Genomic DNA, 26,566 nt, shown 5'->3' on the forward strand with positions numbered 1-26,566 from the left:
TGTGCGCCAAGGGGCATCAACGGGACGTCAGCGGGACGCAGACCCGGCCGGCACCTCGCCCTTCGTGTCCACGACGGCGGTCTCCATCACGGCGCTGGTGCCGGACAGGGTCTCCTTCGTGATGCCCCGCTGCGGGTCGGTGATGTAGAAGCGGGAGCCGAGCATCGCCAGGGTCTGCCTGTCGAAGATCCACTCGTCGCGGGTCGCGAAACCGGTGTCGTCGAGAGTGATGGCGATGCCGTGCCGGCCGGCCGCGTCGACGGCATCGGGGATCTCGCGCACACCGGGCAGCTTCGCGGCCGCCCGGTAGAACGCGGCGGCGTTGGCGGGCGGCATGATCGCGCCGCTGATCAGGCTGCCGATCAGGGAGAAGACAGCCTGGTCCGTCGTCTCGCCCTCGACCGGCCTGGCCTCCTTCCGGAGCCGGGCGAGCAGGGCGTCGGGATCGGTTGGCAGCGAGGCGAGCCAACGGTAGGTGGGGTGGTCGACGCCCTCCTGGACGGGCTCGCCGGCGTCGACCGGGATGAGCTGCCCGGGCATGATCGCGCCCTTGCCGCTCGACCTGAGCCATCCGGTGATCCGCAGCGGGGCCGGGTCCTGCGCGGTCCAGCGCTCCTCGGTGTGCAGTGCGCCGAGCTTGATCGGCCCTGCGAAGGTCCCCGTGTTCGAGCGGTCCAGCGTCCGCACGTACACGAACTGGTCGTCGCGCACCGGGACCTTGTCGCTCGCCATCGCGGCCGTGGCGATCCGGTTCAGGGTGCCGGAGGCGCTGGAGGTCCGGGCTTCCGGCGGCTGCCCGCCCGTGGTCAGCGTGGTGAGCAGGACTCCCGCCAGGGCCGCCGAGACCAGGGGGACCAGCACGGCCGGCCGGGCGAGCCGACGCCGTACGGAAGGTTTACCGGCTCGGTTCTTGTCGTCGTCGATGCGCTGCATCAGTACGTCCTTGAAGTGACGGTGACGCTCCCGCGGGAGGTCCCACTCCGCCGTGGCCAGGAGTTCCTCGGCCTCGTTCATAGGGTCTCCTCCTTCAGGAACAGGGCCGCGAGCGCGGCCTCACTCTCCATCTCTCCGTGGGCCGGGGGCGGTTCCGCCTCCGAGCTCAACCGGGCGAGCCGGGCACGGGCCCGCGACAGCCGGGACCGCACGGTGCCCACGGGCACCCCCAGGGCCTCGGCGGCCTGCCGGTAGTCGAGGCCGGCCGACACGCACAGCGCGAACACCTCACGGTCCTGCCGCCTGAGCCGACCCAGGGCGCGATGCACCACCGCGAGCCGCCGGGCGTCGTCGATCCGGCCCGCGGTCTCCTCGGCGAAGTCCTCGACCGGACGCGGCTCCGGACTGCGCGCCAGGAAGGCGAGCCTGCGCCGCACACCCCGGTTGGCGTTGTACGCCTTGTGCGTGGCGATGCCGAGCAGCCAGGGTTTCAGCGAGCCGCCCTCCGGCTCGACGGTCTCCCTCGTCCGCCAGGCGGCGAGGAACGTCTCGGACATCGCCTCCTCGGCCTCCGCCCAGTTCCCGGTCAGCCGCAGGGCGTGGTTGTAGACCGCCCGCGCGTACCGGTCGTACAGCTCGCCGAACGCCGCCCGGTCACCGGCCCGTATCCGCGCCCGGTCCGGTTCCGCCACCTCTGTTTCCCTCACACCCGTAACGCTCCGTACCCCTGTACCGAGTTCCTGTGCGCTGGATCACATGACGCGTTCCGTGGAGCACATACGCTGCGGTGTCATGGAACAACGCGAGGTCATGCAGAACGTCGTCGGCATCCTCACCGAGGCCCTGGAGATGCGTCGCCAGGTGCGTGAACACCCCGGCCGGCAGGCTTCGTTGACCGGAGCCATCTCCGCACTCCTCGTGGAGACCCTCCCGCGGATCCACCTCCCCGCCGACGCCAGCGGCCACGCCGCCGCGGACGCCGTGGTCGAGGAGCTGGGCCCCGCCATCGCGAGCATCGCCAACTGCTTCGCGTTCGCCTTCGTGCAACTGGCCGAGGTCCACGACGAGGGCCGTACCGACACCTCCGCCGCGGACGTCCTGCGCCGCATCTCGCTCCAGTTCGCGAACGGGTCGGGGAAGGAGAGCGGCGAGTCCGGCTGAAAATTGCCGTGCCACAACGACATCCGATCCACCGCGAGCGACGAACAGTTGCCGGGGATGCACCGAGACGGGCTCCCGGGGCGACGAGGGAGGCGCCGGGAGCCCGTACACGGATCGCAGGACACGGTCACCGCCGGGGCAGGCCCAGCCGCCCCCGCGTCGCGATCAGCAGGACCAGCGCGGCCGCCGTCGCCGCGAGCAGCACCGACAGCGCCGCGTCGCTCTCCTTCAGCGAGGGGAACATGTCCGACCAGGCGATCGAGAGGTAGTTGTTGACGCCGGTGTGCAGCAGCATGACCAGCGGCATGCTCTCGCCGGACCGGTTGAACACCCAGGTCATCATGCAGCTGAACGCGACCGTCATCGCCATGAACTGCGCGGGCACGGTCCACGCGACGTGCGGCCCTCCGCCCCACTCCGTCAGGAACAGCGGCAGGTGCCAGCAGCCCCACAGCACGCCGACGACGAGGGTCGCGGTCAGGGGGCCGTAGCGGCGCTGCATCCGCGGCATCGCGAACTCCCGCCAGCCGGGCTCCTCCGCGAGACCAGTGGTGATCATCTGGATGAGCAGTCCGGGGAGATACGCGGCGAGGATCATCGCGGACGGCAGTGCGGGGCCGCGGCCGGCCAGTGCGACCGAGGCGAGGGTCAGCGCGGCCGGCACCGCGAGCAGGACGACCAGGTACCAGCGCAGGCTCACCTTGAACTTCGTCATCCTGGCCCGCCAGGTCCGCAGCCCTGCGCGTCCCTCCGTGATCCCGGTGACCAGCAGGGCCGAGGCGATCGGGCCGAGGTAGGCGCCGGGCAGGACGCCGGTGAGCTGGCTGCCCGCGCGGCCGCCTGGGAAGACGAAGTGCCAGACGCCGAGGCCGTTCCCGGACAGCACGTACGGCGTCCAGGCGGCCCAGCTCAGTGCGAAGGCGAGCGCGAAGAACCAGGTCAGGGGGTTGCGGCGGATGCTGCCGCGCAGGCCGCCTGCGTCTTGCGCAACCGGTCGGGTCTCGATGCTGACGGGGGCTTGGACGCTCACCGCGGGTCCCTTCGGAGGGGGCTGATGTGATGCGTCCAGCACACCAGCGCCAGGTCCGCGGATCACTGCCGTACAGGGCCCAAGTCCGGTGCAGCAGGCTGTACTACGACCGTCGCCGCGCGTCCTCGAGATAGTGGAGTACGGCCGCCACGCGCCGGTCGACCTGGTCCGTCGGCGCCAGGTCGAGCTTGGCGAAGATGCTCCGGATGTGCTTGTGCACGGCCCCGTCGGTCACGAACAGCCTCTCCGCGATGGCGCTGTTGCCGAGCCCCTCGGCCATCAGGGCGAGTACGTCCTTCTCGCGCGGGCTGAGCCGCTCCAGCCGCACGTCCTGGTGGGACCGTGTGAACAGCTGGGCAACGACCTCGGGGTCGATGGCGGTGCCGCCGGACGCCACCCGGTGCAGCGCGTCGAGGAACTCCTCGACCCGGCCGACCCGTTCCTTGAGGAGGTAGCCCAGCCCGCCGACCCCGCCGGTCAGCAGCTCGGTCGCGAAGCTCTGCTCGACGTAGGCGGACAGCACGAGCACGGCGAGGTCGGGCCTGCGCCGACGGGCCTCGACGGCCGCGCGGACCCCCTCGTCGGTGTGTGTCGGTGGCATCCGTACGTCGAGGATGGCCACGTCGGGCTTGTGCGCGTCGATGGCGTCGAGCGCCCCCTCGGCGGTGTCGGCCGTACCGACCACGTCCAGCCCCTCGGCACGCAGCAGCAGCGCGAGCCCCTCCCGCAGCAGGGGGTCGTCCTCGGCGATCACGATCCGCATGACAGGTCCGTCTCCAGTGTCCTGATACCGCCCGGCGGGCCCGCCGGGCGAAGAGTGCGGCCACAGCCGCCGGGTCCGGTTCCGGCGCAGCCCCTCACCCGGCGCATGGCACACCGCCGGGCAGAGAATCCCCCCGCGGACCGCCGCCCCGCACGGCAGATCCGGACCCCGTCATACCCCGCACGGCAGATCGACCTCCAGCACCGTCGGACCGCCCGGGGGGCTCGTCAGGGTGAGGGTGCCGTCGTGGGCGGCGACCCGGTGGCGGATGCCGGTGAGTCCGGAGCCGCCCTTCTCGTCGGCACCGCCCAGGCCGTCGTCGGTGATCCGCAGCAGGAGCCGTGCGCCGGGGGCTCGGACGGTGATCGTGGCCCGGGACGCCCCGCTGTGCTTGGCGATGTTGGTCAGCGCCTCGGCCACGACGAAGTACGCGGTCGCCTCGACGGAGGCCGCGCAGCGCCCCGGCGTCTCGACGTCGACCGTGCACGGCACCGCGCTCTCCGCCGCGAGCCCGGTCAGCGCCCCCGCGAGACCCCGGTCGGCGAGCACCGGCGGCAGGATGCTGCGGGAGACGCTCCGCAGCTCCGCGAGGGCCTGTTCGGCCGCGGACTGGGCCCGCTCCAGGAGTTCGTCGGCGCCGGCCGGGTCGCGGGCGACCATCCGGCGGGCGGCCCCGAGCAGCACGGTGACCGTGACGATCCGGTTCTGGGTGCCGTCGTGCAACGAGCGCTCGATGCGCCGCAGTTCGGTGGCGTGGGCGTCCAGCGCGGCCGCCCGGGTCGCGGTCAGCTCCGCGACGCGCAGGGAGAGGTCGGCGTCGGGGCCGGCCGACAGGAGGCGGCGCCCCGGGTTCCCCTGGAGCCGTGCCAGGCCGGGCGTGAGCCCCAGGATGATGGCGATCCAGCCCACGCCGAGCAGGCACACCGCGAGGGCGTCCGCCCAGGAGTGCGCGACGCCGATCCCGATGGACGTGGCGGTCGCGTCCTTCGGGGCGAGCCGCCAGTACAGCGGGAACGCGGTGTCCCGCAGGGCGAGTACCGGCAGGACGAAGCCGACCAGGCCCAGCGGGAGGCCCACGGCCAGATGCCGGACCAGCCACAGCACCTCACGCCGGGTGGTGTCATCACCGAGGGCGGCCCGAAGCCGCGCGGGGGGTGGCGCGGGGGCGATGACCTCGGGGCCCCAGCGGGCGAGCCGGACGCGTTCCATACCGGCCAGGGCGTGCAGCACGCGCACCCCGCCGGGCGCCAGCACCAGCCACAGCAGCACGAACGGCGCGAGGACCGCCGTACCGAGTCCGGAGACCAGCTGGCCGAGCGCGGCGGCCGCGGTCGTCGCGGTCCCCACGGCAAGGCTCTTGACGTCGGCGGCGGCCATGCGAACCCTCCTCGGGCCGGAGGACAACGACCCTAGGCGGCGGGCGGGGTCACCGACAGGCCGGGAGACGGAAAGTACAGCCTGCTGTACCCCGGACCGGGCGGAGTGCTGGATCGTCCGGACCGGGCGCCGGCTCATAGCGTCGCCACCACCGGGAACGACCCGGCGACCCGTCCACCCTGGAGCGAACCGTGAACCTTCTTCTGTGGCCCCTGCTCGTCCTCAGCGTGCTCGGCAACGCGGTGGCGTCCTTCACCCCCGCCGACACCGCCGTCCACCTGGCCTTCGGCACGGTCACCGCGCTGACGGCCACCGCGCTCGTCGTACGACGGGTGCGCACCGGCCCCTGAGGGACGGCTACTTGAGGCCGATCGCCGCGCAGTCCGCCGCGTACTCGGCGGTGCAGATCTGCTTCACGGTGTAGACGTCGTCCTTGATCACCGTCTGCCGGATGTTGTCCCTGGTCAGGGCGACCACCGGCACCAGCAGCGACGGGATGTCCTTCTGGGTGGGGCTGTCGACCTTGTCGCGGATCAGCGCGTCGAACTGGAGGTCGCGGCCCTGGATCTTGTACACCGCGATCTGCGCCGCGTTCGTCGCCTCCAGCAGGAACGACTTGTACACGGTCATGTACTGCTCGCCCGACACGACCCGCTGCACCGCGGCGAGGCTCGCGTCCTGCCCGGTCACCGGCGGGATCTTGGTGGCCCCCGCCTCCTTGAGCTCCTCGATGACCGCACCCGCCATGTCGTCGTTGGCCGAGTACACGGCGGCGATGTTGTGCAGCCCGAAGGAGGCGATCGCCGCCTTCATGTTGGCCTTGGCGACCGACGGCAGCCACTCCCGGGTGTCGTACTGCTTGGCGATGACGACCTTGCCGTTGAGCTCGTCCAGCGCGCCCTTCTCGAAGAGCGCGGTGTTGGGGTCGGCGGGGGAGCCGTTCATCATCACGATCTTGCTGGTCTCGGCCTTGTCTCCGAGCGCCTCGACGACGGCCCGGCCCTGCACCTCGCCGACGAGTTCGTTGTCGTGCGAGACGTAGGCGTCGATCGGACCCTCGGCGAGCCGGTCGTAGGCGATGACGGGAATGCCCGCGTCCTTGGCCTTCTGGACGTCCGGCCCGATCGCCTTGGCGTCGACCGCGTCCACCAGGATCACGTCCACCTTGTCGGTGATCATCTTCTGGAACTGCTGACTCTGCCGCTTCGCGCTCGCCTCGGCGTTGGCGTAACTGACCTTGCCCTTACCGCGGGTGAGGCTCGCCACCTCCTTCTTGAACAGGGGGTAGTCGAACCGGTCGAAGCGGCTGGTGTCCCGGTCGGGCAGCAGCAGACCGAGCGTGATGTCGTCGCCCTTCTTGGGGCTCACCGCGGTGTTGCTGTCGCCCACTCCGCAGGAGGTGAGCAGCAGGGCCGACACGCAGACGGCCATGACAGGGGGGATGCGACGCATGGCGATCCTGTGGGTGGGGGGCTGTCACGTAGGCGCAACAGTAAGTGCCCTCAATCCCGATCAAACGCCCTGACGGTTTCCTTCAAGGGATCACCACCCGGTGTACGCAACTGGGTGCCGATGTGCACAAGTTGTACGTCGGTCAGGGCACGCACCATGAGGATCCCGGCCACGGCCGCGCCGACCACGGCGAGGTCGGCGACCAGCAGCGTGGTCACGCCGTGGTAGGCGCGGGCGATGACGTCGTCCGTGTCACCGTCGTACATCAGCCCCACGCCGGTGACCATGCCGACCAGCCACAGCGCCCACCACACGTTCACGACGACGGGGAGCTTCCGGTCGGGGGCGCTCTTGTGGTGGATGTCGGCGACGATGCCGCGGGGGATCCAGAGGTTGGCGACGGGCACGAACCAGGAGACGTAGACCCAGATGCCGGCGTAACGCGGAGGCTCGCCGGACAGGGCCCGCGCGTTGTCCCGCATCCGCCCCAGCCAGCCGATGAACAGGGCGGCGCACAGCAGCGTGAGGATGCTTCCCGCGGTGCTGACCAGGTGGTACGAGTCCTCCAGGGCGTTCAGCGGCCGGTGCCGGCCCTCGCCCTGGTCCGGCGGCCCCGAGGCGGGCTCCCCGGCGACGGCGAGCCGGACATGCCACACGGCCCGCACCGCCCAGGCGCCCCCGGCGAGCCCTAGTCCCACGACGGCGAGCCGGGCGGAGCCACGCACACTGCACAACTCGGGCCGAACAGCCTTCTCACTCACGGGGTCCCCCTTCGAAAGGATCACTTCACCCTCTCATCGCGACGAACCCGGGAATCGGTTCACGGGGAGATCGCGGGCGGGACCGACGGAGGGGTGGGGGTGGGGGTGGGGGCGGGGGCGGTGGGTACGAGGCCGACGGGTCGCGGGGCCAACGGGGCCCCGGGCCAGCGGGCCAGCGGTTGGTTGGTCCCGAGGTTGGTGAGGTTGGTTGGTCCCGGGGCGGACGGCTCCCGAGGCCGGTCGGCCCCGAAGCCGACGGGCCCGAAGCCGACGGACCCGAGGCTGGGAGTCCCGAGGCCGGTCGGTCCCAGGGCTGACGACTCTCGAGGCCGAAGGGGCCCGGAGCTGGTCGCTCCCGAAGCCGACGGGTCCCGAAACTGGTCGCTCCCGAAGCCGGGGCCCGAGGCTGAGGGCCTCGAAGCCGGTCGGCCCCGAAGCAGACGGCTGCCGAGGCTGACGGGTCCCGAAGCCGGGAGCCCCGAGGCCGACGGGCCCCGAAGCCGACGGGTCCGAGGCCGACGGGCCCCGAAGCTGGTAGGTCCCGGCGCCGGGGGTCCCAGGTCCGGGGGTCCCAGGTCCGGGGGGCCCGGGCCTGGCGGGTTCCGGGCCCGGCGGGTTCCGGGCCCGGCAGGTCCCCGGCCCGGCAGGTCCCCGGCCCGGCAGGTCCCCGGCCCGGCAGGTCCCCGGCCCGGCAGGTCCCCGGCCCGGCAGGTCCCCGGCCCGGCAGGTTCCCGGCCCGGCAGGTTCCCGGCCCGGCAGGTTCCCGGCCCGGCAGGTTCCCGGCCCGGCAGGTTCCCGAGACGCCGCACGGGCGATCGTCGCGCGGAAGTCCGGCCGACGGCATGTCACTTGTGGTCCACGCAACACCTCACGCCCCGGTTACGTTTCGCTCAACCTCTGGTTGCGGGGCGGTGAGCGGGCGACGATGGGCACATGACTCTGGCCGAGCGTGCCCTGGAGCGCCTGGAAACGTGGTCCGACCTCAGCACGGGCCTGCCCAGCTGCGGAGCGGGCCTGGCGCTGCGCTCCGCGCACAGCGAGATCGTGCACTTCCACCCGGGGCGGGACGTGGATCTGCACCTCACCGAACCGGCCATCCGCAGGTTCCACGACGACCTCCAGGAGTCGACCGCGGTCCGGCTGCTGCCGGGCTCCCGCTGGGTCACCGTCCACCTCGACTGCGAGACCGACGTCGACCTGCTGATGAGTCTGGTCAGCGTGGCGCTCAAGGCCCACCAGGCGGCTCCCCGCGCCCTCGGCCCGGCCGCGTGCAACTTCCACCGGGTCACGGTGGTCCCCAGGGACGTCTCTTTCGCGCCGATCCGGTGAAATAGGCGATAATCGGACTATGAGTACCGCGACGTTTGTCCTGGCGGCCTCGTCGAGCGAAGTACTCAACGTGATCGCCGCCTTTGCCGGAGGGTTGTTCATCGCCGGCGCGCTGGTGTGGGCCGTGCAATTCGGCATGCGGGTCCAGGACCGGGAGCTTCCACGGCCGCTCAGCGAGGAGCAGCCGCACCTCCCGGAGACCGGACCGATCCGTGAGGTCCGGGAGATGCGGGAGCCGGACGAGTTGCCGGCCCCGGCGGAGGGGCAGGACCGGCTGATGCCGTACCAGCTCCGTCACTCTGGAAGCAGACGAGGAGAGGACCAGCAGCGAAAACGCTGGCTGCCCGGCTCCAGCGGCGGTTTCGGCAGCGGCGGCCTCGGCCACGTGTGACCGGGTCGCCGAGTCACCGGGGAGGCCCGGCGTGCCGCCGGGTCAGCCCCGCATGTCCGGCCGGTACACCGCCAGCGCCCAGATGACGAAGAAGTCGATGCCGATCATGATGACCGACCACACCGGGGCGTAGGGCAGGAAGAGGAACTGGGCGAGCATGCTCAGCGAGGCGAGGAAGATACCGGTCATCCGTGCCCAGGCGGCGCCCCTGAGGATGAACGCGCCCGTGACGGCGGCGAGGGCTCCCAGACAGAGCAGGATCACTCCCCAGCCGGTGAGGTTGATCTTGTAGACGTAGTCGCCGACGCGGGCCCAGACGTCGTCGTCGGCGAGCAGGGAGATGCCCTGGAAGATCGCCAGAATGCCGTTCATCAGCATCAGCACACCCGCGAAGACGACCCCGCCGGCGGCCCACGCGGTCTCGGTCGGCGTGGGGCCGTGGCCCGGCACCGGGGTCGGGGTCGGGGTCGGGCCGGCGGACGGCTGGGTGGCGTGCGGTTGCTGCGTCATGGCCCTGTCCCGCCTTTCGTGGTCGATGTGCTTCGACCATCCGGCGGGGCGGGCCCGGCCACCACGGGAGTGGACCGTTCGGGTGACATGGGGCGTGCGGCCGTGGCGCGGGGGCCCTTCACTGGAGGGACCCGCACCCGGGAGGCGGGACGAGGAGGCGACATGACCCGCTGGACGACGGCCGCACTGGTGGCGGCCCTGGCCCTCACCGGCCTGACCGCCTGCTCCGACGACGACACCCCGTCGTCGGTGGCGAGCAAGGTCGCGTCGGCCGCCTCCCGCGCCGGGGACGCGGTGGCGTCGGCGACGGCGGAGGCGGGCAGACGGTTCGACGACATCAAGAACGGCGTCGACGCCAAGGACGCCGTACGGCTCGGTACGCCCGCGACCGCCTCCGACGGCCGCACGGCGGTCGAGGTCAGGGCAGCCAACGGCGCGGACTCGGCGAAGTCCTTCGCCGTCCAGGTCGACTTCACCGACGGGTCGGGCAAGCTGCTGGACGCGGTGGTGGTGACGGTTCGGGACGTCCCGGCGGGCGGCACCGGGAAGGGCACCGCCCGCAGTACGCACGACCTGTCGGGCGACGTGCGGGCGAAGGTGTCCCGGGCGGTGCGCTACTGACCAGCGGCCGGGGTCACGCCATCCAGAAGAAGACGGCCGTCATCCGCTTCTCCTCCAGCGTGCTGCCGCAGTAACCGGTCGCGCTGTGCACGAGGTTGGCGTTGTAGAGGAGCAGCCGGTTGTACTTGTGCGGTACCCGTACGTCCTCCTCGAAGGCGTCGGGCGCGACGAACCGGGTGCCCAGGGCCTCGACGAGGTTGTTGTGCGGGGCCTGTACGACATTGCCGCCGAGCCGCCCGCCGGGCATGGACTGCCGGTAGAAGCTGGTGCCGCAGTCCTTGTGCACGCCGGGGTTGAGATACAGCACGGCGGCGTACCGGCACAGCGCCCGGGAGTCGGTGTGCGGCCGGGGCTCGCTCTCGCCCTCCCCGACGACCTGGACGCAGTTGTGGTTGAGGGTGCCCCCGCCGGGCGCCTGCTGCACCCACAGCTTCCCGGCCCCCGTCGCCTTCCTCACCTGCCGCTCCACGCTCGCGAGTTCGGCGGGTTCGAGCCCGGGCATGGCCCGCAGTCCCGGCCAGGTCTCCGAGGTGTACGGATGTCCCCGCACCCAGTCGTCCTTGGCGAGACAGCGTTCCCGTACGGCGTCGGCGTCCGGGAGCACGTCGTCGATCACCCAGTAGTCGCGGCCCCTGGTGGGCTTGCGGTACGGGAGGACGGGGAGGGGACGCTGCACCCGCGGTGGCATGGACATGCAGCGAATCTAGGTCCGGGGCCCGTCAGGTCTCTCCCGCGATTTCCCCCGGAGTTCCCCGCGAACCGGTCAACGAACGGTCAACCGGTGAGGGCGGACGCTGTCCTGACGCGCCGTGGTGTGAGCCAGATCATCCTCCGGGAGCGGCGATGAACATCCGCGCCCCGGCGTGCGTACTTCTGTGCGTCCGACCCGCCTCCTGGCGGGAAACCCCTACCGGGCAGGAGGCACGGTGCCACTCTCGCGCAATGCGATGGGAACGCTGTTCGTGGGCGGAGCCCTCACGCTGACTCTGGGCGCTCTCGCGTATCCGTCCATGCTGGGTGTCAGCCAGGCGTCGACCGCGCAGGACAGAATCATCGCCCAGACGCAGTGGGGCCCGCTGACCGAGTTGGACCGGGACTTCGTCGTCAAGGTGCGGGCGGCGGGCCTGTGGGAGTACCCGCTGGGCCAGGTCGCCCTGCAGAAGGGGACGACCCCGGAGGTGAAGGAGGCCGGAAGGCACCTCATCGACGGACACGCGGCCCTGGACGACGCCTGCCGCAAGATCGCCCCGATGCTCAACATCACCATCCCGAACGTGGCGAGCCCGCAGCAGGTCGGCTTCGTGAACACGATCGAGTCGAGCAGCGGCCAGCAGTTCGACACGAACTTCGCCAACATCCTGCGCGTGACACACGGCTCGATCTTCAACACGATCTCGAAGGTCCGCTCCACCACCAAGAACTCGCTGGTGCGGTCGCTGGCCGACATGGCCAACGACACGGTGCTCGACCATATGACGGTCATGGAGAAGACCGGCTTCGTCAACTTCGACCAGGCCCTCTTCATGCAGACCACTCCGCCGAAGCTGCCCGCCACCGACCTGACTCCGCCCGCACCGCAGCCCGGCGCACAGATGGTCGTGCTCACCCCGCCGCCGAACCCGACGTCGACGCCGCTCGCGATCCCGGGCGAGAACGCGAACGGCGCCACCCCGGCCACGGGCGCGACCCCGACGCCGACCGTCGGATAGCCCTAGCCGAGCCAGACCGTCGTGTCCGGTGCCAGCAGCCCGTCCTGCGACGGGCCGCTGGCCAGGAGCACCTCCCCGGCCGGGAGCGGGACGGCGGCCTGCGAGAGGTTGGTGACACACCGCCAGCCCTCATGGCGGACGAAGTCCAGCACGTCGGCCGGCCCGTTGTCCGACCACGTGAGCTCCTCCCCCTGGAGGAGCTTGCGGCGCAGGCGCAGGGCGGTGCGGTACAGCTCCAGCGTGGAGCCCTCGACACCGTCCTGGGCCTCGACGGCGTACTCGGCGAACCACGGCGGCTGCGGCAGCCAGGCACCGCCGGCGCCGAAGCCGTACGACGGACCGCTCGTCGTCCACGGCAGCGGCACCCGGCACCCGTCGCGCCCCTTGCGGACCCGGCCCGTCTGCTCCCAGATCGGGTCCTGGAGCACCTCGACGGGCAGGTCGGCAACCTCGGGCAGCCCGAGTTCCTCGCCCTGGTAGACGTACGACGATCCCGGCAGCGCGAGCATGAGCAGCGTGGCCGCGCGAGCGCGTCGCAGGCCTCGGGTGAGGTCGATCCCGGGCGCGTGGCCGCCGGACAGCAGCCAGGCGTTCTCGTCGGTGCCCGGCGGAAGCACGAGACGCGAGGCGTGCCGTACGACGTCGTGGTTGGAGAGCACCCAGGTGGCCGAGGCGTGAGCCGCACGGGCGGTGGCGAGGGAGTCGGTGATGGCCTGGCGCAGCTCGCCGGCGTCCCAGGGCGTCTGGAGGTACTCGAAGTTGAAGGCCTGGCCGAGTTCGTCCGCGCGGGCGTACAGCGCGCGGCGCGGGCCCGGGACCCAGGCCTCGGCGACGGCCGTGCGCGGCGGGGTGTAGGAGTCGAGGATCGCGCGCCAGTCGCGGTAGATCTCGTGGACCTCGTCGCGGTCCCAGTAGGGATGGCCGCCCGGCGGCAGCTGGTCCAGTGCCTCCTCCGCGACGCCGGGCAGGTCGCCGAGGTCGCGCAGCGGCTCGGTGAGGTCCTTGGCCAGCGCGTGCGCCACGTCCACCCGGAAGCCGTCGACCCCGCGGTCGGACCAGAAGCGCAGGGTGGTGCGGAAGTCCTCGCGGACCTCCTCGTGGGACCAGTTGAGGTCGGGCTGCTCGGGGGCGAACAGATGCAGGTACCACTGCCCGTCGGCGACCCGCCGCCAGGCGCTGCCGCCGAAGACGGACTGCCAGTCGCTGGGCGGGAGTTCGCCGTGCGCACCTCGCCCGTCACGGAAGACGTAGCGCTCGCGTGCGGCGGATCCGGGCCCGGCGGCGAGAGCCTCCTGGAACCAGACGTGCTGGTGGGAGGTGTGGTTCGGGACAAGATCGACGATCACCTTCAGGCCGAGCCGGTGGGCCTCGGCGACCATGGCGTCGAAGTCGTCGAGGGTGCCGAGCCGGGGGTCGACATCACGGTAGTCGGCGACGTCGTAGCCGCCGTCGGCGAGCTCGGAGGGGTAGAAGGGGCTCAGCCACAGGGCGTCGGCGCCGAGGGCGGCCAGGTGCGTGAGGCGCTCGGTGACGCCCCTGAGGTCCCCGAGGCCGTCCCCGTCGGCGTCGGCGAAGCTGCGGGGATAGACCTGGTAGACGACGGCCTGCCGCCACCAGTTCGGGTCGTTGCTGGAGAGGTCGGGCGAGGGGTCTGGCGTGGTGGTGCGCGAGATCACGCGGGCTCCTCTGGAATGCGGGTGCGATATGTGCGGTCCATGGAGGCGACAAAGGGGATATCTGTCCACGTCACCGGAAAAGTGAACCTGGGTTTTGCGGAGTGATCCCTTCCCGGTGTGTCGAAATTGTGATGGTCGTCGAACCGGCCATGTATCACCGCAGGTTGACAGCATTCCGCAAGGAGATCCACGATGTGTGAACACCGTGGCGCATGTGACCAATGGGCCCAGTGTTTCTGATGCTTGCTGTTACCACTCACTCTCATCCTGACGGGATACGTATGTCCATAGCGAGACGTGTCACCATGCGGCGCCTGTTGGGGACGGGCGCCGCGACGCTCGCCTTCTCCGCCGCCCTCGCCTCCGTCGCCTCCGCCTCCGACTGCCCCGGCGGCAAGGGCTGGGGCAACGGCGGGCACTACCAGCCGGGCACGGGCGCCGGCTCGAAGACCGAGACCGACCGCTGCGAGTTCTCCCTCGACGGCAAGAACTTCTACGCCTCGGTCAAGGTCGACGACCAGAACCTGAAGCCGGGCGACGACGGCAAGGTCCACGTCAAGGTCCGTGCGGCGGGCGACGCGTCCACCTGCACCGCCTCTCTGGCGTCCTACCTCGCGCACGGCCCGACGTTCGCCACCTCCGGCGAGCAGGTCTTCCACGACTTCGACACCGTGACCGTCAAGGCCGGCTCCGTCGACACCCTCGACGTCGCGATCCCCGACGCGGGCTGCTACGGACAGGTCGACCTCTACCGGGGCAACACGAAGTTCGACGGCAAGCTCGACGCCAACGACGGTTTCACGCACGGCGACCTCCCCAAGGGTCCGGACCACCCGGTCATCAAGGACAAGCTGATCGCGGCCTGGAACGGCGGCACGAAGGACTGCACGACCACGCAGACCACGCCTCCGGCGACCCCGCCGGCCTCGGAGACCACTCCGCCGGCCTCGGAGTCGACCCCGCCGGCCTCCGAGTCCACCCCGCCGGCGTCCGAGAGCACGCCCCCGGCTTCCGAGACGCCGGGCACGGGCACTCCGACCCCGTCCGCCTCGGAGTCCACCACGACTCCGGCCGCCCCCACCCCGAACGGTGGCGGCGGTGACAACCTCGCCGAGACCGGCGCCAGCAGCAACACCCCGCTGATCGCGGGTGGTGCGGCGGTGCTGCTCGCGGGTGGCGCGGGCATCGTGCTGGCCACGCGTCGACGCAAGGCTTCGCGCGCCTGACGAACAGTCGCTGAACATCACTGACCGTTCCTGAGCATTCCTGAACGTTCCCGAAGGGGCCGTCCCACCGTCCGCGGTGTGGGCGGCCCTTTCGGGTTCGGAGTGCCGGACGGGTCAGTGGAGTGTGGGCCGGTAGACGAGTTCCTGGATGTGTCCGTCGAGCGTCCGGTGCTCCACCAGCTCCAGATCGAAGTCGGCCGCGCCCGCGAAGACCGGGTCCTGCCCGGTCCGGCCGGTGATGACGGGGAAGAGCGTCACCTGGACGCGGTCGACCAGGCCGGCGGCCATCAGTGCCCGGTTCATCGCCAGGCTGCCGTGCGAGCGCAGCGGCACCTCGGACTCCTTCTTGAGCCGGGCGACGACGTCCACCGCGTCCCCGCTGACGACGGTCGCGTCCGGCCAGTCCAGAGGGCCTTCCAGGGTGGTGGACACCACCGTGGTCGGCAGGTTCCGCATCCGGGTGACCCACGGGTCGCGCACGTCGGAGTCCTCGGTGCTCTCGGCCAGCATCCGCGCGAAGGCCCGGTATGTGGTGGCGCCGAAGACCATCCGCTGCTCCGGCCCGTACAGGGCGAGGCGGCGGTCGAGGAGTTCGGGTCCCTGCTTGCCCCAGTAGCCGGTCCAGTCGCCACCGGCGCTGCCGTAGCCGTCGAGGCTGGAGAAGACGTCGAAGGTGTAGGTGGCGGTCATGTCGGTGTCTCCTTCGTCGGACGGGCGCCGGTGTCACCCGCACCCCGTAACCCGTAGACCTCGCCCGCCGCCGGAACTCATCGCCGACCGCCGCCCGCCGTCCGTGGCTCACGTCGTTACGTCACGCCGGGACGCCTTTGGGCTTCCGCGTTCTCTTCGGCTTGTCCGTCGTCTCCTGGGCCGAGCGGTCCGCGGTGCCCTGGTAGACCGCCAGTGCGAGGAACAGGATCTCGGCGACCGCGGTGATGCCCGCCGTCCGGAACTTCCCCGAACCCGTCGAAGCCGTACCCACCATCACCGGGATCCTCCCCTCGGTGTCCACGGTGACGGTGAGGGTCTGGCCGGCCTTCAGTCCGTCCCCGGACACGATGCCCGGTATCGACCGTCCCCACGGATCAGCCAGCCGCGCGACGTGCGTCGGTGGATCGGCACCCCCGTTGGACCAGTACACGTCGGTCACCGTCGCCCGCTCTTGTCGGCCGTGGGCGTGCAGCGCCCGCTGGTCCAGGCCGGAGTAGGTCAGGTGCATCACGGCCAGGGCGCCGATGGGCACTGTGATCAGCGCCACGATGGCCCAGGCCTTGGGCTCCTCCTCCACGCCCGGCACCAGCAGCGCGAGGAGGAAGAACGACAGGAGGTAGACCAGTGGATACACGAGCAAGGTCACCCAGACGTTCTGCGTGACGTAGAGCAGGACGGCGGCGCCGATCTCGAGGCCGAGGAACACCACCGTCGAGCGCATCAGGAGCAACACGGCCACGCCCACCAGACGGGCACGCCTCAGTATTCGTCCGGCCACAACCCACCCCCGCCATCGGATCTTCCGCGTCGACGCGCCACCGAGAAGCGCGTGGCAGCACGTCACACAGGTGCTTGTACCCATGGCCCATAAAATCGAACACATGATTGAATCCACTCATGTGCTCGCTCCCCGCCGACCTCATCCGGCCACAGCAGGAACGGAACGCCGCCCACCAGCGGCCCACCCGGCATGCCGCCCGGACCGGGCCTCGCCGATGACGGGCCGGAATGCGGGACCGGACGCTCAGGACGATCCTGAGGACATGTCCGGACCGATTCGCGTGACCGTACATCCACCGTCCCCCACCGGCGGCCGACGCGTCCGCGTGGACGGCGAAATCCTCGGACTGGCCCACAACATGGCCGACATAGCCGAGTTCCTCCGGCGGGCGGGACTGGAGATCGACCCGTCGGAGGTGGCGACCTCACCGTGGATCGACTGGCGGGGGGCCGGCCCCGGGCAATGGGGCCCGGAAACGAGCGGCTGACACCCTCAGCACCGCCCTCACGGCGGCCGCTCCCCCCTGCGCCGAAAGAGCGCGTGCCGATGAGCGTGTGGTGAAAATTGGTGACGCAGTCGCGCATCAATTCGCGTGCGCTTCCCGTGAGACAAGGGTTTCCCAAGATCATTCGGCCGTGGGCTTCCCGCCTCGTGGTCAATTCGGATATCCCGCAGATACTCCCGCCCATATCCCTGGCGGTGCACCTGCCGTTGTTCCTCGCCCCGGCCCCGGAACGCGCGCCTCGGCCACCCTCGCGGAAAGCGCGGTCCCCGCGCCCTGAGCGACGGTCACCGAGTGACGAGGCCCCGGAACGCCTCCGGTTCCGGCGCCGATCCGTCGCCCCTACGACCCCGACGAGTCCTGCGCGCGCGGGGGTTCGAGCGCCTCCGAGAGCCGGAGCGGCTGTGCACGTCGCTCCGTCGAGGCGTTCGGCTTCCGGCGGCTGACGAGTCGGCGCCATCGGACGACCGGCGGTCCTCCTCGTCCCGCCCGGACCCTCGCCCGGCGCATGTCCGTCGGAGGCGGCGTTACGGCTGACGAGGGCGGCTCAAGGTAATCAGGGGATCAACAATCGGCAGTGCGCCGCCTTTCGGTTGTCCAAGTCTTGTCCCCGGAGGTTCACCTGCGGCAATGGAGCCGCATCGTGCCGGTACGCCACGGCTGAGCTGCCGTATCGTTCCGCCCACTCCAGCAGACAGGTGACTGGATTTCAGTGGCTGTGCGTGCCGACGTCCGACGTCTTCCCACGGCCCCGGGGGAGTGTGTCCATGCGTCACAGGCGATCGCTCGTGAGATCCGCTGCCGTCCTCTCCGTACTGCTCGGCGGTCTCAGTACCGGCGTCGCCCACGCCGACACGGGTACAGCCCTGTACGTCGACGACGTCGCCGCCGACTGCAGCGACACCGGACCCGGCTCACAGGCGGAGCCCTTCTGCCAGATCCAGCCGGCTGCGGACGCGGCGACCCCCGGGGACACCGTCGACGTGGCGCGGAACACGACCCCGTACGCCCCGGTGACCATCGCCTCGACCGGCACCGCGGATGCGCCCGTCACCTTCGTGGCGGTTCCCGGCAACAGCACGGCCGCTACCGCCGCTGTCGTCGTCCACACCACGACCTCGGCCCCCGCGATGACCTTTTCCGGCGCCCGGTATGTCGACGTGACCGGGTTCAACCTCTCCTCGGTCGGGACGAACACTCTGGTCGTCTCCGGGTCCCAGCACATCGCCTACGACACGGGCGCGGTCACCACCGCTCAGGCGGCCCCCGCCACGGCCGAAACGATCACCGTCGACGGACTGTCCTCCGGCATCTCGCTCACCCGGCTGCGGATCGTCGCCGAATCCGGCGGCCTGGCCTTCGCCGGCGCGGCCGGAGCACAGGACGTCACGCTCGCCGACGACGCCGCTTCCCTCGGCGGAGGCATCGCGGCCGCAGGCACCACGGGTATCCATCTGGCAGGCGACACCATCGAGACAAACTGCGGCGATGCCGTCAGCCTGACCGACGGCAGCTCCGGGTCCGTGGAGAACACCCTCGCCCTCGTCGACCCGTCCGGATCCTGCTCCGGTACCGGCACCCCCGCCGAGATCACCGTGGACGCCAGTTCCGCCCCGCACGTCACCGTGGACTACAACGCGGTCGAACCGTCGTCGGCCGGAACCGACTACGACTGGGCCGGCACCGCGTACGGGACCCGGCAGGCATTCCTGACCGGCACCGGCCAGGGGGCCCACGAGCTGGACCAGACGGACCTGGCGCCCTCCCTCACGTCGGGACCGTCCGCGAAGCAGTCGCCGCTGATCGACTCGGCGGACGCCGACGCGCCCGGTGAGCTCGCCACGGACCTCCACGGGGCGCAGCGGGTCGACGACCCGCTCGCCCCGGACACCGGCACGGGCGTCGGCTACTACGACCGGGGCGCGTCCGAAACCCAGGATCCGCTGAACGTGGACATGCCTGGCCGTTCGTCGGTGGACGTGTATGCCGGTGTGCCGGTCACCTTCAAGGCCGGCTTCAGCAACCCGTGGTCGGACTCCGTCGACGGATACACCTACACCTTCGCCTTCGGGGACGGCACCACCGCCACGTCCTCCACCGGTTCGGCCACGCACACATACACACAGCCCACCACGGGCAGCACCATCTACGTCACGGTCACGACGTACCGCCCCGACGGCACCGAACTGGGCGTCCGGAACAGCTCCTCCTTCGCCGTCCAACCACTGCCGTCACTGACCGGGAGCCTCAACTGCCAGACCGCTCCCGCCAAGCCGGACACCGCCGGCTGCAACTTCACCGCCTCCGGCTACCAGATCACCAGTGACCGGGTCACCTTCGGCGACGGCTCGGCGGCCGTGTCCGTGTCCGGCTCCAAGGGCTTCGTCCAGCACACGTACACCGCAGCCGGCACCTACACCGTCACGCAGCAGTTCACCGACGCCGCCGGGCGCACGGCCACCGACACCACGCGGACCACCGTGGGACCGGCGTACATCGCCACCACCCCGAAGCGCATCCTGGACACCCGCTCCGGCACCGGTGCCCCCAAGCGTCGCGTGGGCCCCGGCGGCCTGCTCCGCCTCAAGGTCCTCGGTGTGGGCGGTATCCCGACCACCGGGGTGACAGCGGTCACGATGAACGTCACCGACACCGACGCCACCGCGAGCAGCTACGTCACGGTGTACCCGGACGGCACGAGCCGCCCGACCGCGTCCGACCTCGACTTCACCGCGAACCGGACCAACCCGAACCTGGTCACGGTCCGGGTGGGCGCGAACGGTTATGTCGACCTGTACAACGCCCACGGCTCGGTCGACCTCATCGCCGACACCCAGGGTTACTTCACCACCAAGGCCAGCTTGACCGACGATCGCATGAGCGACCTCGCGCCCGTCGCCCCGACCCGGGTACTCGACACCCGCTACGGCACCGGTGCTCCCAAGGGCAAGGTCGCGCCCGGCAGCACGACGACCCTCACCCTGCCGAAAGAGGGACAGGGCGCGGGCACCATCGGCGCCGTCCTGAACGTCACCGTGACCGCGGGCACCGGCAGCGGAGTCGTCACCGTGTACTGCGGCAGCCGCCCGAGCACGTCGGACCTCAACTACCACGCCGGTCAGACCGTCTCCAACCTGGTCGGGACGCAGGTGTGCAGCGGCGGAAAGATCAAGATCTACAACAGCGGTGGGCACGTCCACCTGATCGCCGACCTTCAGGGCCTCTACACCTACGCCGTCGACGGCACCTCCCCCCAGGGCAGCCCCTTCGTGCCGACCGACCCCACCCGCTTCCTCGACACCCGCAACGGCACAGGCGCTCAGGTCAGGCCCCTCGGCCCGAACAGCACCCTCACCGTGAAGGTCACCGGTGTCGGCGGCGTCCCGGCCGACGCGACAGCAGTCCTGATCAACCTCACCGCTGTCGGCCCGACCGCCGGCACGCACCTGACCGCCTACGGGGCCGGCAGCCTGCCGAACGTGTCCAACGACAACGTGAGCGCCGGGGAGACCCGGCCGGTCCTGGCCGTGGTGCCCGTCGATGCCGACGGTGACATCCACCTCCACAACTCGAGCGGATCCGTCAACGTCGTCGCCGATCTCGAGGGCTACCTCGGCTGACCGCACCCGACCCGCAAGGTGGTGAACACTCGCCTTGCCTGTGAGAGCGGACCCGCAGAGCAGAGGGAGACAGAGCAGTCCGTAGGCGCGGCACCGCACGACCGCCGCACTCCGGGGACGGCGCGGACGCCCCACGGACCCGGATCGGAAGGCACGGTGCGTCACCACCCGCCGAGTCGGTGAACACCTCGCCACCGCGGCCTGCCCGCCTTGTTCTTTGACGCTGCCTCCTTCGGCCTGGCCGCTACGGCGCCGAAGTGCTGTCCTGCGCAGCGTCCCTGGCCACGCTCGCCGACGGCGCGATGTCCGCCGTAGTCGGCTCTGTCGTGGCCTCGGGCGTGGGTGCCTGCGACGCGCCGGCCGTGGTGCGGGGCGTTTCGCCGGGCGTTCGGCTCGGGAGGGAGGGCGTCCGGGAGGGGACGTCGGCGGGGTCGCGGGTGGCGGGTTCGGACGGCCGCGGTGTGGCGGGGGACGGTGACGGCGAGCGGTCGACGGGGGGTGTCACCGGGCTGCTCGCGGGGGGCGGGGCCTGGGGGACCGTCGGGGAGCGGGGGCTCTGCGCCGTCGTGAGGTTGAGGGGGAGGACGATGAGGGCGGCGACGGCGCAGACCACGCCCACTCCGGCCGCCACGCGGGTGCGGCGACGGCGGGTCGCGGTGCGGCGGATCTCCTCGTAGCGACCCGGGGGAGCGCCCAGGTAGGCGGGGGCGGACGCGGGCCCGAGGAGGATCAGGAGAGGGTCGTCGGGGTCGTGGTCCGCGGCGGAGGGGTCGAACTCCGGGACTTCGTCGTCGTCAAAGCGTGTGGTCAAGGCTTTTCCTCAGGTGGGCACGGAGTAGTTCACGGGCCGCGTGGAGGTCGGCCTTGATGGTTCCTTCCTTGCGTTCGGTCAGCGCGGACACTTCCCGAATGGGCATGTCAGCGTAGTAGTGGAGGAGGATCGGCACCCGCAGTCGTTCCGGCAACGACTGGACGAGGAGACGTACGGACGGGTCCGACGCCTCCGTGTGCGGGCGCAGAGCCGCTTCCGTGGTCGCGCGCCGCATGGCCTTTCGCTCGCGCTCCATTTTGCGCCAGTGGTCCCGGACGATGTTCGCCGCCGTCACATAGAGGAAGCCGCGCGGCTCCTCCACCGACGTCCAGCGGGCCCACAGGCGCGTGAACGCCTCCGAGGCGATCTCGTGGGCCGTCTCGTCGTCGTCGACGAGGCGGCGGCACCAGCCGGCCAGGCGCGGGTAGAGGGCGGCGAATAGCTCGGACGCTGCCGCCTCTTTCTCGCGGGACCGTTTCAACGCTCTCCATGGGCCTGTTGCCACCGGCGTGGCACTCGTGGGGGAGGACGGCGGGCCGCCGGCGTACGTTCCGGCGGCCCGCCGTCCTTCGTGTTCCAGGGTGCTCACGGTGTCGTGGACGACGTGAGCGCGGCGAAGACGATCACGTTGTCGAGGTAGCCGTCCTCGTCCTTGGGGCCGCCGCACGTGATGAGCCGCAGCTCGGGCCGGCTCACGTTGCCGTAGACGTCGTCCGTCGGGAAGTCGGCCTTGGCCACCGTCCGCAGGGAGGTGACCGTGAACTCCGTCTCCGTGCCGTTCTCCAGACGCGCCACGATCTTCTCGCCCCGGCGCAGCCGCGACAGGCCGTGGAAGACGCCGTCCCCGTACGCGCCGACCGTGACATGGCCGAGGATCACCGACGGGCCGGTCTGGCCGGGCGTCGGCGAGTGCTCGTACCAGCCGGCCTGGTCGTGGTCGCTGATCGGAGGGACCTGCACGGTGCCGTCGGACGCCAGCCCCAGCCGCATGACCGGGGTGTCGACCCCGATGGCGGGGACTGTGAGCCGGACGGGGGCCGAACGGCCCACCGCCCGGCCGGACTTCGCGGCGGTGTGCTTGCCGGTGGTCTGCGGCGACGCGGCGGCGTCGGGAGCCGCGGTCCCCGTCGTGCGTACGCCCTCGGCGTCGGAGGAGCAGCCCACGAGCAGTGAGGCCGCGGCAGCCGTGGCCCCGGTGCCGAACGCCCGCCTGGAGAGCAGGGTCACGCTCCGGTCGCCCGCCGACGGCGTACGACGATCACCGCGGCGCCGGCCACGGCGAACGCGGCGGCAGCACCGCCGCCGATCAGCGCTCCCGGCGTTCCGGAGTCCGTCGACGTCGGCGTCACCCCGGTGTCGGGCGCGCCGGCCGGAACCTCGGCGACCTGGGACGGGGCGGTGCGGGTGTCGGTGGTGGGGGCCGCGCTGGGCACCGCGCTGGCCTCGTCGGACGGTGCCTCGCTCGGCTGCGGGGTGGCCCTGGTCGGCGCGACGGTGGGGGCCGAGGACGGGCTCGCGCCATCGGCGAACGCGGGCGCGGTGCCCGCCAGTACGGCGGTGGCCGCGAGTGCCACGGCGCTGAGGACGGTACGGCGCACGGTACGGCGCATGGAATCGCTCTCTTTCGTCGGTCCGCCCGGAAAGTGGCCCGGCCCGGTGGTCGGGCCGGCCGGGCGGCTGAGTGACGGAACGTGCGGAGAGACGAGCCGGCGCAGGAGCCGGTTGTAAAGGAATGGCAAAGTCGTCGAGGTGGGGTAACTCCGTTGCGGAGCAGGGCTGTTCAGCGGCTCAACCGCCGGCTTCCAGCGAACGGCCCCGACCGCCGGTTCAGGCTCACGGCACCTGCTTCAACAGCCCCCGCACTCCCTCGTCCACCACCGAGTACCGCACCACCCGCCCCTCCTTCTCCCCCGCCACCACGCCCGCCGCCCGCAGCAGCCGCAGGGCCTGGGACACGGCGGGGTCGTTCATGCCCGTGGCGATCGCGAGGTCGGAGACCGCGAGGGGGCCGGTCCGGTGCAGGGCGAGGAGGAGGGAGAGGCGGTTGGGGCCGGCCAGGAGGGCGAAACGGTCCGACCAGGCGCGGACTTGGCCGGGGTCACCGATCGCGGCGATGGCGTCGCACACCCGGTGTCCGTCGATGGTGCGGCGGTCCGCTCGGTCCGCCGGGACGAGATGCATGGGGGTCATCCTCGCAGGCGGCCGGTGTGATCTTCCATACCTGCGCAGGTATGCAGCTATGCAGGAGACGCCTCGCACCCCTACCGTGGTCGGGCCGTGGTGCTCGGGAAACCGGTGACGACCCCTCAAAGGTCCATGCCGGTGCGGCCCTCGCCACTGTGATCGGGGAGTTTCCCTCCCACGTCCCTCGCGGGACAGCCACTGGCCGTCACCATCAGGCCGGGAAGGCGGGCAGGGAAACGCACGACCCGTAAGCCAGGAGACCGGCCACGGCAGCTCACGCGTTCATCCACGAGGTGCTGGAGTGACCACCGTATGACTGATCCTGCCCTGCCCGAGGTCTCCGCCACGTTCCGCTGGCGCCGCGAGGACACCGTCAAGACGGTCGGCCTGATGGCCGCCATAGCCGCGCTGCACGTCCTCGCCTTCGGCATCCTGTTCCTGCTCGTCGTCCCGGCGCACTACGAGGTCGGCGACAAGGCGTTCGGTATCGGCCTCGGCATCACCGCCTACACCCTAGGCATGCGGCACGCCTTCGACGCGGACCACATCGCCGCGATCGACAACACCACCCGCAAGCTGATGGCCGACGGCAAGCGGCCGGTGTCGGTGGGGTTCTGGTTCGCGCTCGGGCACTCCAGCGTCGTGGTCCTGCTCGCCGCGCTCATCGCGGGCGGCACCCAGCTCGCCGGCAAGGTCATGAACGAGGGGTCCGGCACCCACCAGGTCCTGGGTTTCCTCGGTACGACGATCTCCGGGACGTTCCTCTACCTCATCGCCGCCCTCAACCTGGTCGCCCTGCTGGGCATCCTGAAGGTCTTCCGGTCGATGCGGGCGGGATCGTACGACGAGAAGGAGCTGGAACAGCACCTGGATTCCAGGGGCTTCATGAACCGGATCCTCGGGCGGCTCACCAAGTCCATCACCCGGCCCGGGCAGATGTATCCGCTGGGCTTCCTGTTCGGGCTCGGCTTCGACACGGCCACCGAGGTCACGCTGATGGTGATGGCCGGGTCGGGTGCGGCCGCCGGGCTGCCCTGGTACGCCATCCTCTGCCTGCCGCTGCTCTTCGCCGCCGGCATGAGCCTGTTCGACACCCTCGACGGCACCTTCATGAACTTCGCCTACCAGTGGGCCTTCTCCAACCCCGTCCGCAAGGTCTTCTACAACCTCGCCATCACCGGGCTGTCCATCGCGGTCGCCTTCTTCATCGGCACGATCGAGCTCGTCGGTGTCCTGCACGACAAGTTCGACCTCACCGACGCCCTCACCACCTGGATCGCCGACATCGACCTCGACAACGTCGGCTACGTCATCGTCGGGCTGTTCGTGGTGGTGTGGGCGGCGGCGATCGCCTACTGGCGGCTCGCGAAAGTGGAGCAGCGGTGGGGCGTCAGCAGTTCTTGAGGGACCAGATGGGGCTCCAGTTGTAGGAGTTGCTGCTGCCGCCCGCCGGTACCGACGTGACGGTGCTGCCGTTCTGGCCGTAGAAGTGGGCGGTCGCCCCGCCGGTCTGGGAGTTGCGGTAGGAGCCCGTCCCGACCCAGTTGGACAGGGTGTAGGTGTCGCAGTAGTAGAAGTAGTAGACGACGTAGTCGCCGCGCGTGGCGTCGTAGGTCGCGGTGCACAGGTTGCCGCTCGCGCAGGTGATGGACTCACGCGCCGCCACGTGCAGGATCTTGTCGGGCTTCGGCCAGGCGGTCGGAGGCTCCGCGGCCGCCCCCGCGGGCAGCGCCGAGGCGGGCGGCGCGGCCGGCATGGTCAGGACCTGGCCGAAGTCCCGGTTGTCCGGGGTCGCGTCGGCCGGGGCGGCCGTGAACACGGCCGTCAGCGCCAGCCCCAGGGCGCCGAGGCCCGCGAGCAGAGAACGTCGTTTGTCGCGCATGTGGTGTCGAACCCCCTGTGGAAAATGGGCTTCCTTCGCGCCCACAGGCTGGCTTCGGCCCGCCGGTCCACGCCACACCCTGAAGCTCTGCCTTAAACGGAGCCCGGCCCTTCGAGCAGGGCACTGCCCGCCGGCGTGATGGTGTGCAGCACATGTCTGCCGCGTCGCACGCTCAGCAGCAGTCCCGCATTGCGCAGTACCGCCGTGTGCTGGCTGGCGGCCGCGCCGGAGATGCCGAGGCGGTGGGCGAGTTCGCCGGTCGTACGGCCCGGGACGACATCCTCCAGGATCGCGGCGCGGGTCCGGCCGATGAGGGCGGCGAGTTCCCCGCCGGGTGCCGGGCGGCTGGGGAGGCGGGCCCAGCCGAGGGAGTGCTGGATGGGGTAGACGAGGACGGGCGGCAGGTCGGGAGCGGCGAGCGTGACCGGTCTGCGAAGGCAGAACAGGGACGGCTGGAGGAGCAGACCCCGTCCTTCGAGCCGCAGTTCACGTTCCACGGGGTAGTCGGCCTCCAGCACGGGCGGTCGCCAGCGCAGTACCGGACCGAGGCTCGCCAGCAGCCCGTCGGTGCCGCCCCTGAGCACCTCTCGGGTACGGAGCGCCCGGTCGGCGTCCACCTGGGCGCGGACCTGCGGCCAGAACGGGGCGAGCGCGCAGCGGTGGTATCCGCGCAGGGCGGCGCCCAGGTGGCGCAGCGCCGAGGGCTCGCCGTCGGCCAGCGCGCGGACCTCGGACGGCAGTGGGCGGGTGCGGCGCGGGGAGGCCGCGAGCGCGGTCAGGTCTCTTCGCAGGGCGGTACGGGGTGTCCGGAGCACGGTGTCGACCGCGCCCTCCAGGTCGTGGGAGCCGCCCAGTTCGGGAGTGAGGAAGTCCGGGGTGTAGCCGCGCGGTGGCAGCAGCGCGGCGAGCAGCGCGTGCGCCGGACGCAGTCGCGAGCGGACCAGCCGCCGCCAGTCGCCGAACAGCAGGGGCGCCTCCTGCCCGGCCAGCGCCTGGAAGCTGTTGGTGATCTCCCAGAGTGGGTCGGGAGCGGTGGCCACACGCACGCGTGCGATGTCGTCGGTCGTGAAGTGCACCCGCAGCATGGGGGGTCTCCGATGGTGGTCGGTCATCGGGTGGGTGGCGGTGCCCCCTGA

The 26,566-nt window shown here is 71.2% G+C and carries 29 protein-coding genes and 1 riboswitch; of the genes, 10 read left to right on the plus strand and 19 right to left on the minus strand.

Annotation, left to right across the window (positions count from 1 at the left end; genetic code table 11):
• Positions 1–27: 27 nt before the first annotated feature.
• On the minus strand, positions 28–1,014 hold the full coding sequence (locus ABZT93_RS25515; protein WP_356108575.1) for a CU044_5270 family protein: 987 nt from the start codon (positions 1,012–1,014) through the stop codon (positions 28–30).
• On the minus strand, positions 1,011–1,640 hold the full coding sequence (locus ABZT93_RS25520; RefSeq protein WP_356108578.1) for an RNA polymerase sigma factor: 630 nt from the start codon (positions 1,638–1,640) through the stop codon (positions 1,011–1,013). Before ABZT93_RS25520 ends, ABZT93_RS25515 begins: the two co-directional genes overlap by 4 nt.
• Before the next feature lie 85 nt (positions 1,641–1,725).
• Between ABZT93_RS25520 and ABZT93_RS25525 the strand changes: the two genes are divergently transcribed.
• Positions 1,726–2,094 (plus strand): hypothetical protein, encoded by a 369-nt coding sequence (locus ABZT93_RS25525; RefSeq protein ID WP_037707296.1) that lies wholly within the window; start codon positions 1,726–1,728, stop codon positions 2,092–2,094.
• A 127-nt stretch (positions 2,095–2,221) separates the two neighbouring features.
• On the opposite strand, the gene ABZT93_RS25530 is transcribed toward ABZT93_RS25525, so the two are convergent.
• The 3 genes from ABZT93_RS25530 to ABZT93_RS25540 form a co-directional block, all read right to left on the minus strand.
• A complete protein-coding gene (locus tag ABZT93_RS25530; RefSeq protein WP_356108581.1) occupies positions 2,222–3,124 on the minus strand; it encodes a type II CAAX endopeptidase family protein in 903 nt (300 codons plus the stop codon).
• 103 nt (positions 3,125–3,227) lie between these two features.
• Positions 3,228–3,887 carry a response regulator transcription factor gene (locus ABZT93_RS25535; RefSeq protein ID WP_356108583.1) on the minus strand — a complete coding sequence of 220 codons (660 nt, stop codon included), beginning with the start codon at positions 3,885–3,887 and terminating at the stop codon, positions 3,228–3,230.
• Between the two features lie 171 nt (positions 3,888–4,058).
• The gene (locus ABZT93_RS25540) at positions 4,059–5,264 is read right to left on the minus strand and encodes a sensor domain-containing protein (RefSeq protein WP_356108586.1); all 1,206 of its coding nucleotides are present in this window, start codon (positions 5,262–5,264) and stop codon (positions 4,059–4,061) included.
• A gap of 191 nt (positions 5,265–5,455) precedes the next feature.
• On the opposite strand from ABZT93_RS25540, the gene ABZT93_RS25545 reads away from it, so the two are divergent.
• Positions 5,456–5,614 carry a hypothetical protein gene (locus tag ABZT93_RS25545; RefSeq protein ID WP_356108588.1) on the plus strand — a complete coding sequence of 53 codons (159 nt, stop codon included), beginning with the start codon at positions 5,456–5,458 and terminating at the stop codon, positions 5,612–5,614.
• A gap of 7 nt (positions 5,615–5,621) precedes the next feature.
• Here the strand turns inward: ABZT93_RS25545 and ABZT93_RS25550 are convergent, their stop codons facing one another.
• Both ABZT93_RS25550 and ABZT93_RS25555 read right to left on the minus strand, forming a co-directional pair.
• Positions 5,622–6,716: a substrate-binding domain-containing protein gene (locus tag ABZT93_RS25550; protein ID WP_356108591.1), complete on the minus strand. Its 1,095-nt coding sequence runs from the start codon at positions 6,714–6,716 to the stop codon at positions 5,622–5,624.
• 50 nt (positions 6,717–6,766) lie between these two features.
• Positions 6,767–7,477 carry a DUF4328 domain-containing protein gene (locus ABZT93_RS25555; protein WP_356108593.1) on the minus strand — a complete coding sequence of 237 codons (711 nt, stop codon included), beginning with the start codon at positions 7,475–7,477 and terminating at the stop codon, positions 6,767–6,769.
• A gap of 933 nt (positions 7,478–8,410) precedes the next feature.
• On the opposite strand from ABZT93_RS25555, the gene ABZT93_RS25560 reads away from it, so the two are divergent.
• Both ABZT93_RS25560 and ABZT93_RS25565 read left to right on the plus strand, forming a co-directional pair.
• Positions 8,411–8,806, plus strand: a complete 396-nt coding sequence (locus tag ABZT93_RS25560) for a luciferase family protein (protein ID WP_356108595.1) — start codon at positions 8,411–8,413, stop codon at positions 8,804–8,806.
• A 19-nt stretch (positions 8,807–8,825) separates the two neighbouring features.
• A complete protein-coding gene (locus ABZT93_RS25565) occupies positions 8,826–9,197 on the plus strand; it encodes a DUF6479 family protein (RefSeq protein ID WP_356108598.1) in 372 nt (123 codons plus the stop codon).
• Positions 9,198–9,239: 42 nt separating this feature from the next.
• On the opposite strand, the gene ABZT93_RS25570 is transcribed toward ABZT93_RS25565, so the two are convergent.
• The gene (locus ABZT93_RS25570; protein ID WP_356108601.1) at positions 9,240–9,707 is read right to left on the minus strand and encodes a hypothetical protein; all 468 of its coding nucleotides are present in this window, start codon (positions 9,705–9,707) and stop codon (positions 9,240–9,242) included.
• 162 nt (positions 9,708–9,869) lie between these two features.
• On the opposite strand from ABZT93_RS25570, the gene ABZT93_RS25575 reads away from it, so the two are divergent.
• Complete coding sequence (locus ABZT93_RS25575) at positions 9,870–10,328, plus strand: hypothetical protein (RefSeq protein WP_356108604.1); 459 nt, start codon at positions 9,870–9,872, stop codon at positions 10,326–10,328.
• 13 nt (positions 10,329–10,341) lie between these two features.
• Here the strand turns inward: ABZT93_RS25575 and ABZT93_RS25580 are convergent, their stop codons facing one another.
• Positions 10,342–11,022: a DUF6445 family protein gene (locus ABZT93_RS25580; RefSeq protein WP_356108607.1), complete on the minus strand. Its 681-nt coding sequence runs from the start codon at positions 11,020–11,022 to the stop codon at positions 10,342–10,344.
• Positions 11,023–11,275: 253 nt separating this feature from the next.
• Here ABZT93_RS25580 and ABZT93_RS25585 point away from each other — a divergent pair, with 253 nt between their 5' ends.
• Positions 11,276–12,037 (plus strand): DUF4142 domain-containing protein, encoded by a 762-nt coding sequence (locus ABZT93_RS25585; RefSeq protein ID WP_356108874.1) that lies wholly within the window; start codon positions 11,276–11,278, stop codon positions 12,035–12,037.
• A 2-nt stretch (positions 12,038–12,039) separates the two neighbouring features.
• Here ABZT93_RS25585 and ABZT93_RS25590 read toward each other — a convergent pair whose 3' ends face one another.
• Entirely contained in the window at positions 12,040–13,713 is a 1,674-nt protein-coding gene (locus ABZT93_RS25590; protein ID WP_356108610.1) for an alpha-amylase family glycosyl hydrolase, read from the minus strand.
• 281 nt (positions 13,714–13,994) lie between these two features.
• On the opposite strand from ABZT93_RS25590, the gene ABZT93_RS25595 reads away from it, so the two are divergent.
• The gene (locus ABZT93_RS25595) at positions 13,995–14,939 is read left to right on the plus strand and encodes an LAETG motif-containing sortase-dependent surface protein (protein WP_356108613.1); all 945 of its coding nucleotides are present in this window, start codon (positions 13,995–13,997) and stop codon (positions 14,937–14,939) included.
• Positions 14,940–15,053: 114 nt separating this feature from the next.
• On the opposite strand, the gene ABZT93_RS25600 is transcribed toward ABZT93_RS25595, so the two are convergent.
• Both ABZT93_RS25600 and ABZT93_RS25605 read right to left on the minus strand, forming a co-directional pair.
• Complete coding sequence (locus ABZT93_RS25600; RefSeq protein WP_356108616.1) at positions 15,054–15,629, minus strand: dihydrofolate reductase family protein; 576 nt, start codon at positions 15,627–15,629, stop codon at positions 15,054–15,056.
• Positions 15,630–15,750: 121 nt separating this feature from the next.
• Complete coding sequence (locus tag ABZT93_RS25605) at positions 15,751–16,389, minus strand: hypothetical protein (protein ID WP_356108619.1); 639 nt, start codon at positions 16,387–16,389, stop codon at positions 15,751–15,753.
• 304 nt (positions 16,390–16,693) lie between these two features.
• On the opposite strand from ABZT93_RS25605, the gene ABZT93_RS25610 reads away from it, so the two are divergent.
• Together ABZT93_RS25610 and ABZT93_RS25615 are read left to right on the plus strand one after the other, a co-directional pair.
• A complete protein-coding gene (locus ABZT93_RS25610) occupies positions 16,694–16,918 on the plus strand; it encodes a hypothetical protein (protein ID WP_356108620.1) in 225 nt (74 codons plus the stop codon).
• Between the two features lie 803 nt (positions 16,919–17,721).
• Positions 17,722–20,553, plus strand: a complete 2,832-nt coding sequence (locus ABZT93_RS25615) for a PKD domain-containing protein (protein WP_356108622.1) — start codon at positions 17,722–17,724, stop codon at positions 20,551–20,553.
• A gap of 244 nt (positions 20,554–20,797) precedes the next feature.
• On the opposite strand, the gene ABZT93_RS25620 is transcribed toward ABZT93_RS25615, so the two are convergent.
• The 5 genes from ABZT93_RS25620 to ABZT93_RS25640 form a co-directional block, all read right to left on the minus strand.
• The gene (locus ABZT93_RS25620) at positions 20,798–21,364 is read right to left on the minus strand and encodes a hypothetical protein (protein WP_356108625.1); all 567 of its coding nucleotides are present in this window, start codon (positions 21,362–21,364) and stop codon (positions 20,798–20,800) included.
• Positions 21,348–21,845: an RNA polymerase sigma factor gene (locus tag ABZT93_RS25625; RefSeq protein ID WP_356108628.1), complete on the minus strand. Its 498-nt coding sequence runs from the start codon at positions 21,843–21,845 to the stop codon at positions 21,348–21,350. The genes ABZT93_RS25620 and ABZT93_RS25625 overlap by 17 nt, the downstream gene beginning before the upstream one ends.
• A 104-nt stretch (positions 21,846–21,949) precedes the next feature.
• Complete coding sequence (locus tag ABZT93_RS25630) at positions 21,950–22,591, minus strand: class F sortase (RefSeq protein WP_356108631.1); 642 nt, start codon at positions 22,589–22,591, stop codon at positions 21,950–21,952.
• Positions 22,588–22,962 carry a sortase-dependent protein gene (locus ABZT93_RS25635; RefSeq protein ID WP_356108877.1) on the minus strand — a complete coding sequence of 125 codons (375 nt, stop codon included), beginning with the start codon at positions 22,960–22,962 and terminating at the stop codon, positions 22,588–22,590. The genes ABZT93_RS25630 and ABZT93_RS25635 overlap by 4 nt, the downstream gene beginning before the upstream one ends.
• 235 nt (positions 22,963–23,197) lie before the next feature.
• Entirely contained in the window at positions 23,198–23,545 is a 348-nt protein-coding gene (locus ABZT93_RS25640) for a metalloregulator ArsR/SmtB family transcription factor (protein ID WP_356108634.1), read from the minus strand.
• Positions 23,546–23,625: 80 nt separating this feature from the next.
• Positions 23,626–23,832: riboswitch (cobalamin riboswitch) on the plus strand.
• Between the two features lie 28 nt (positions 23,833–23,860).
• On the opposite strand from ABZT93_RS25640, the gene ABZT93_RS25645 reads away from it, so the two are divergent.
• On the plus strand, positions 23,861–24,952 hold the full coding sequence (locus tag ABZT93_RS25645) for a HoxN/HupN/NixA family nickel/cobalt transporter (protein WP_356108636.1): 1,092 nt from the start codon (positions 23,861–23,863) through the stop codon (positions 24,950–24,952).
• Here ABZT93_RS25645 and ABZT93_RS25650 read toward each other — a convergent pair.
• Both ABZT93_RS25650 and ABZT93_RS25655 read right to left on the minus strand, forming a co-directional pair.
• Positions 24,939–25,430 (minus strand): hypothetical protein, encoded by a 492-nt coding sequence (locus ABZT93_RS25650; protein ID WP_356108637.1) that lies wholly within the window; start codon positions 25,428–25,430, stop codon positions 24,939–24,941. The two genes, ABZT93_RS25645 and ABZT93_RS25650, sit on opposite strands and share 14 nt — an antisense overlap.
• A 92-nt stretch (positions 25,431–25,522) precedes the next feature.
• Positions 25,523–26,515: a helix-turn-helix domain-containing protein gene (locus tag ABZT93_RS25655; protein ID WP_356108638.1), complete on the minus strand. Its 993-nt coding sequence runs from the start codon at positions 26,513–26,515 to the stop codon at positions 25,523–25,525.
• Between the last annotated feature and the right edge of the window lie 51 nt (positions 26,516–26,566).

Source organism: Streptomyces sp. NPDC005303 (assembly GCF_040607335.1).
Lineage (GTDB): Bacteria > Actinomycetota > Actinomycetes > Streptomycetales > Streptomycetaceae > Streptomyces.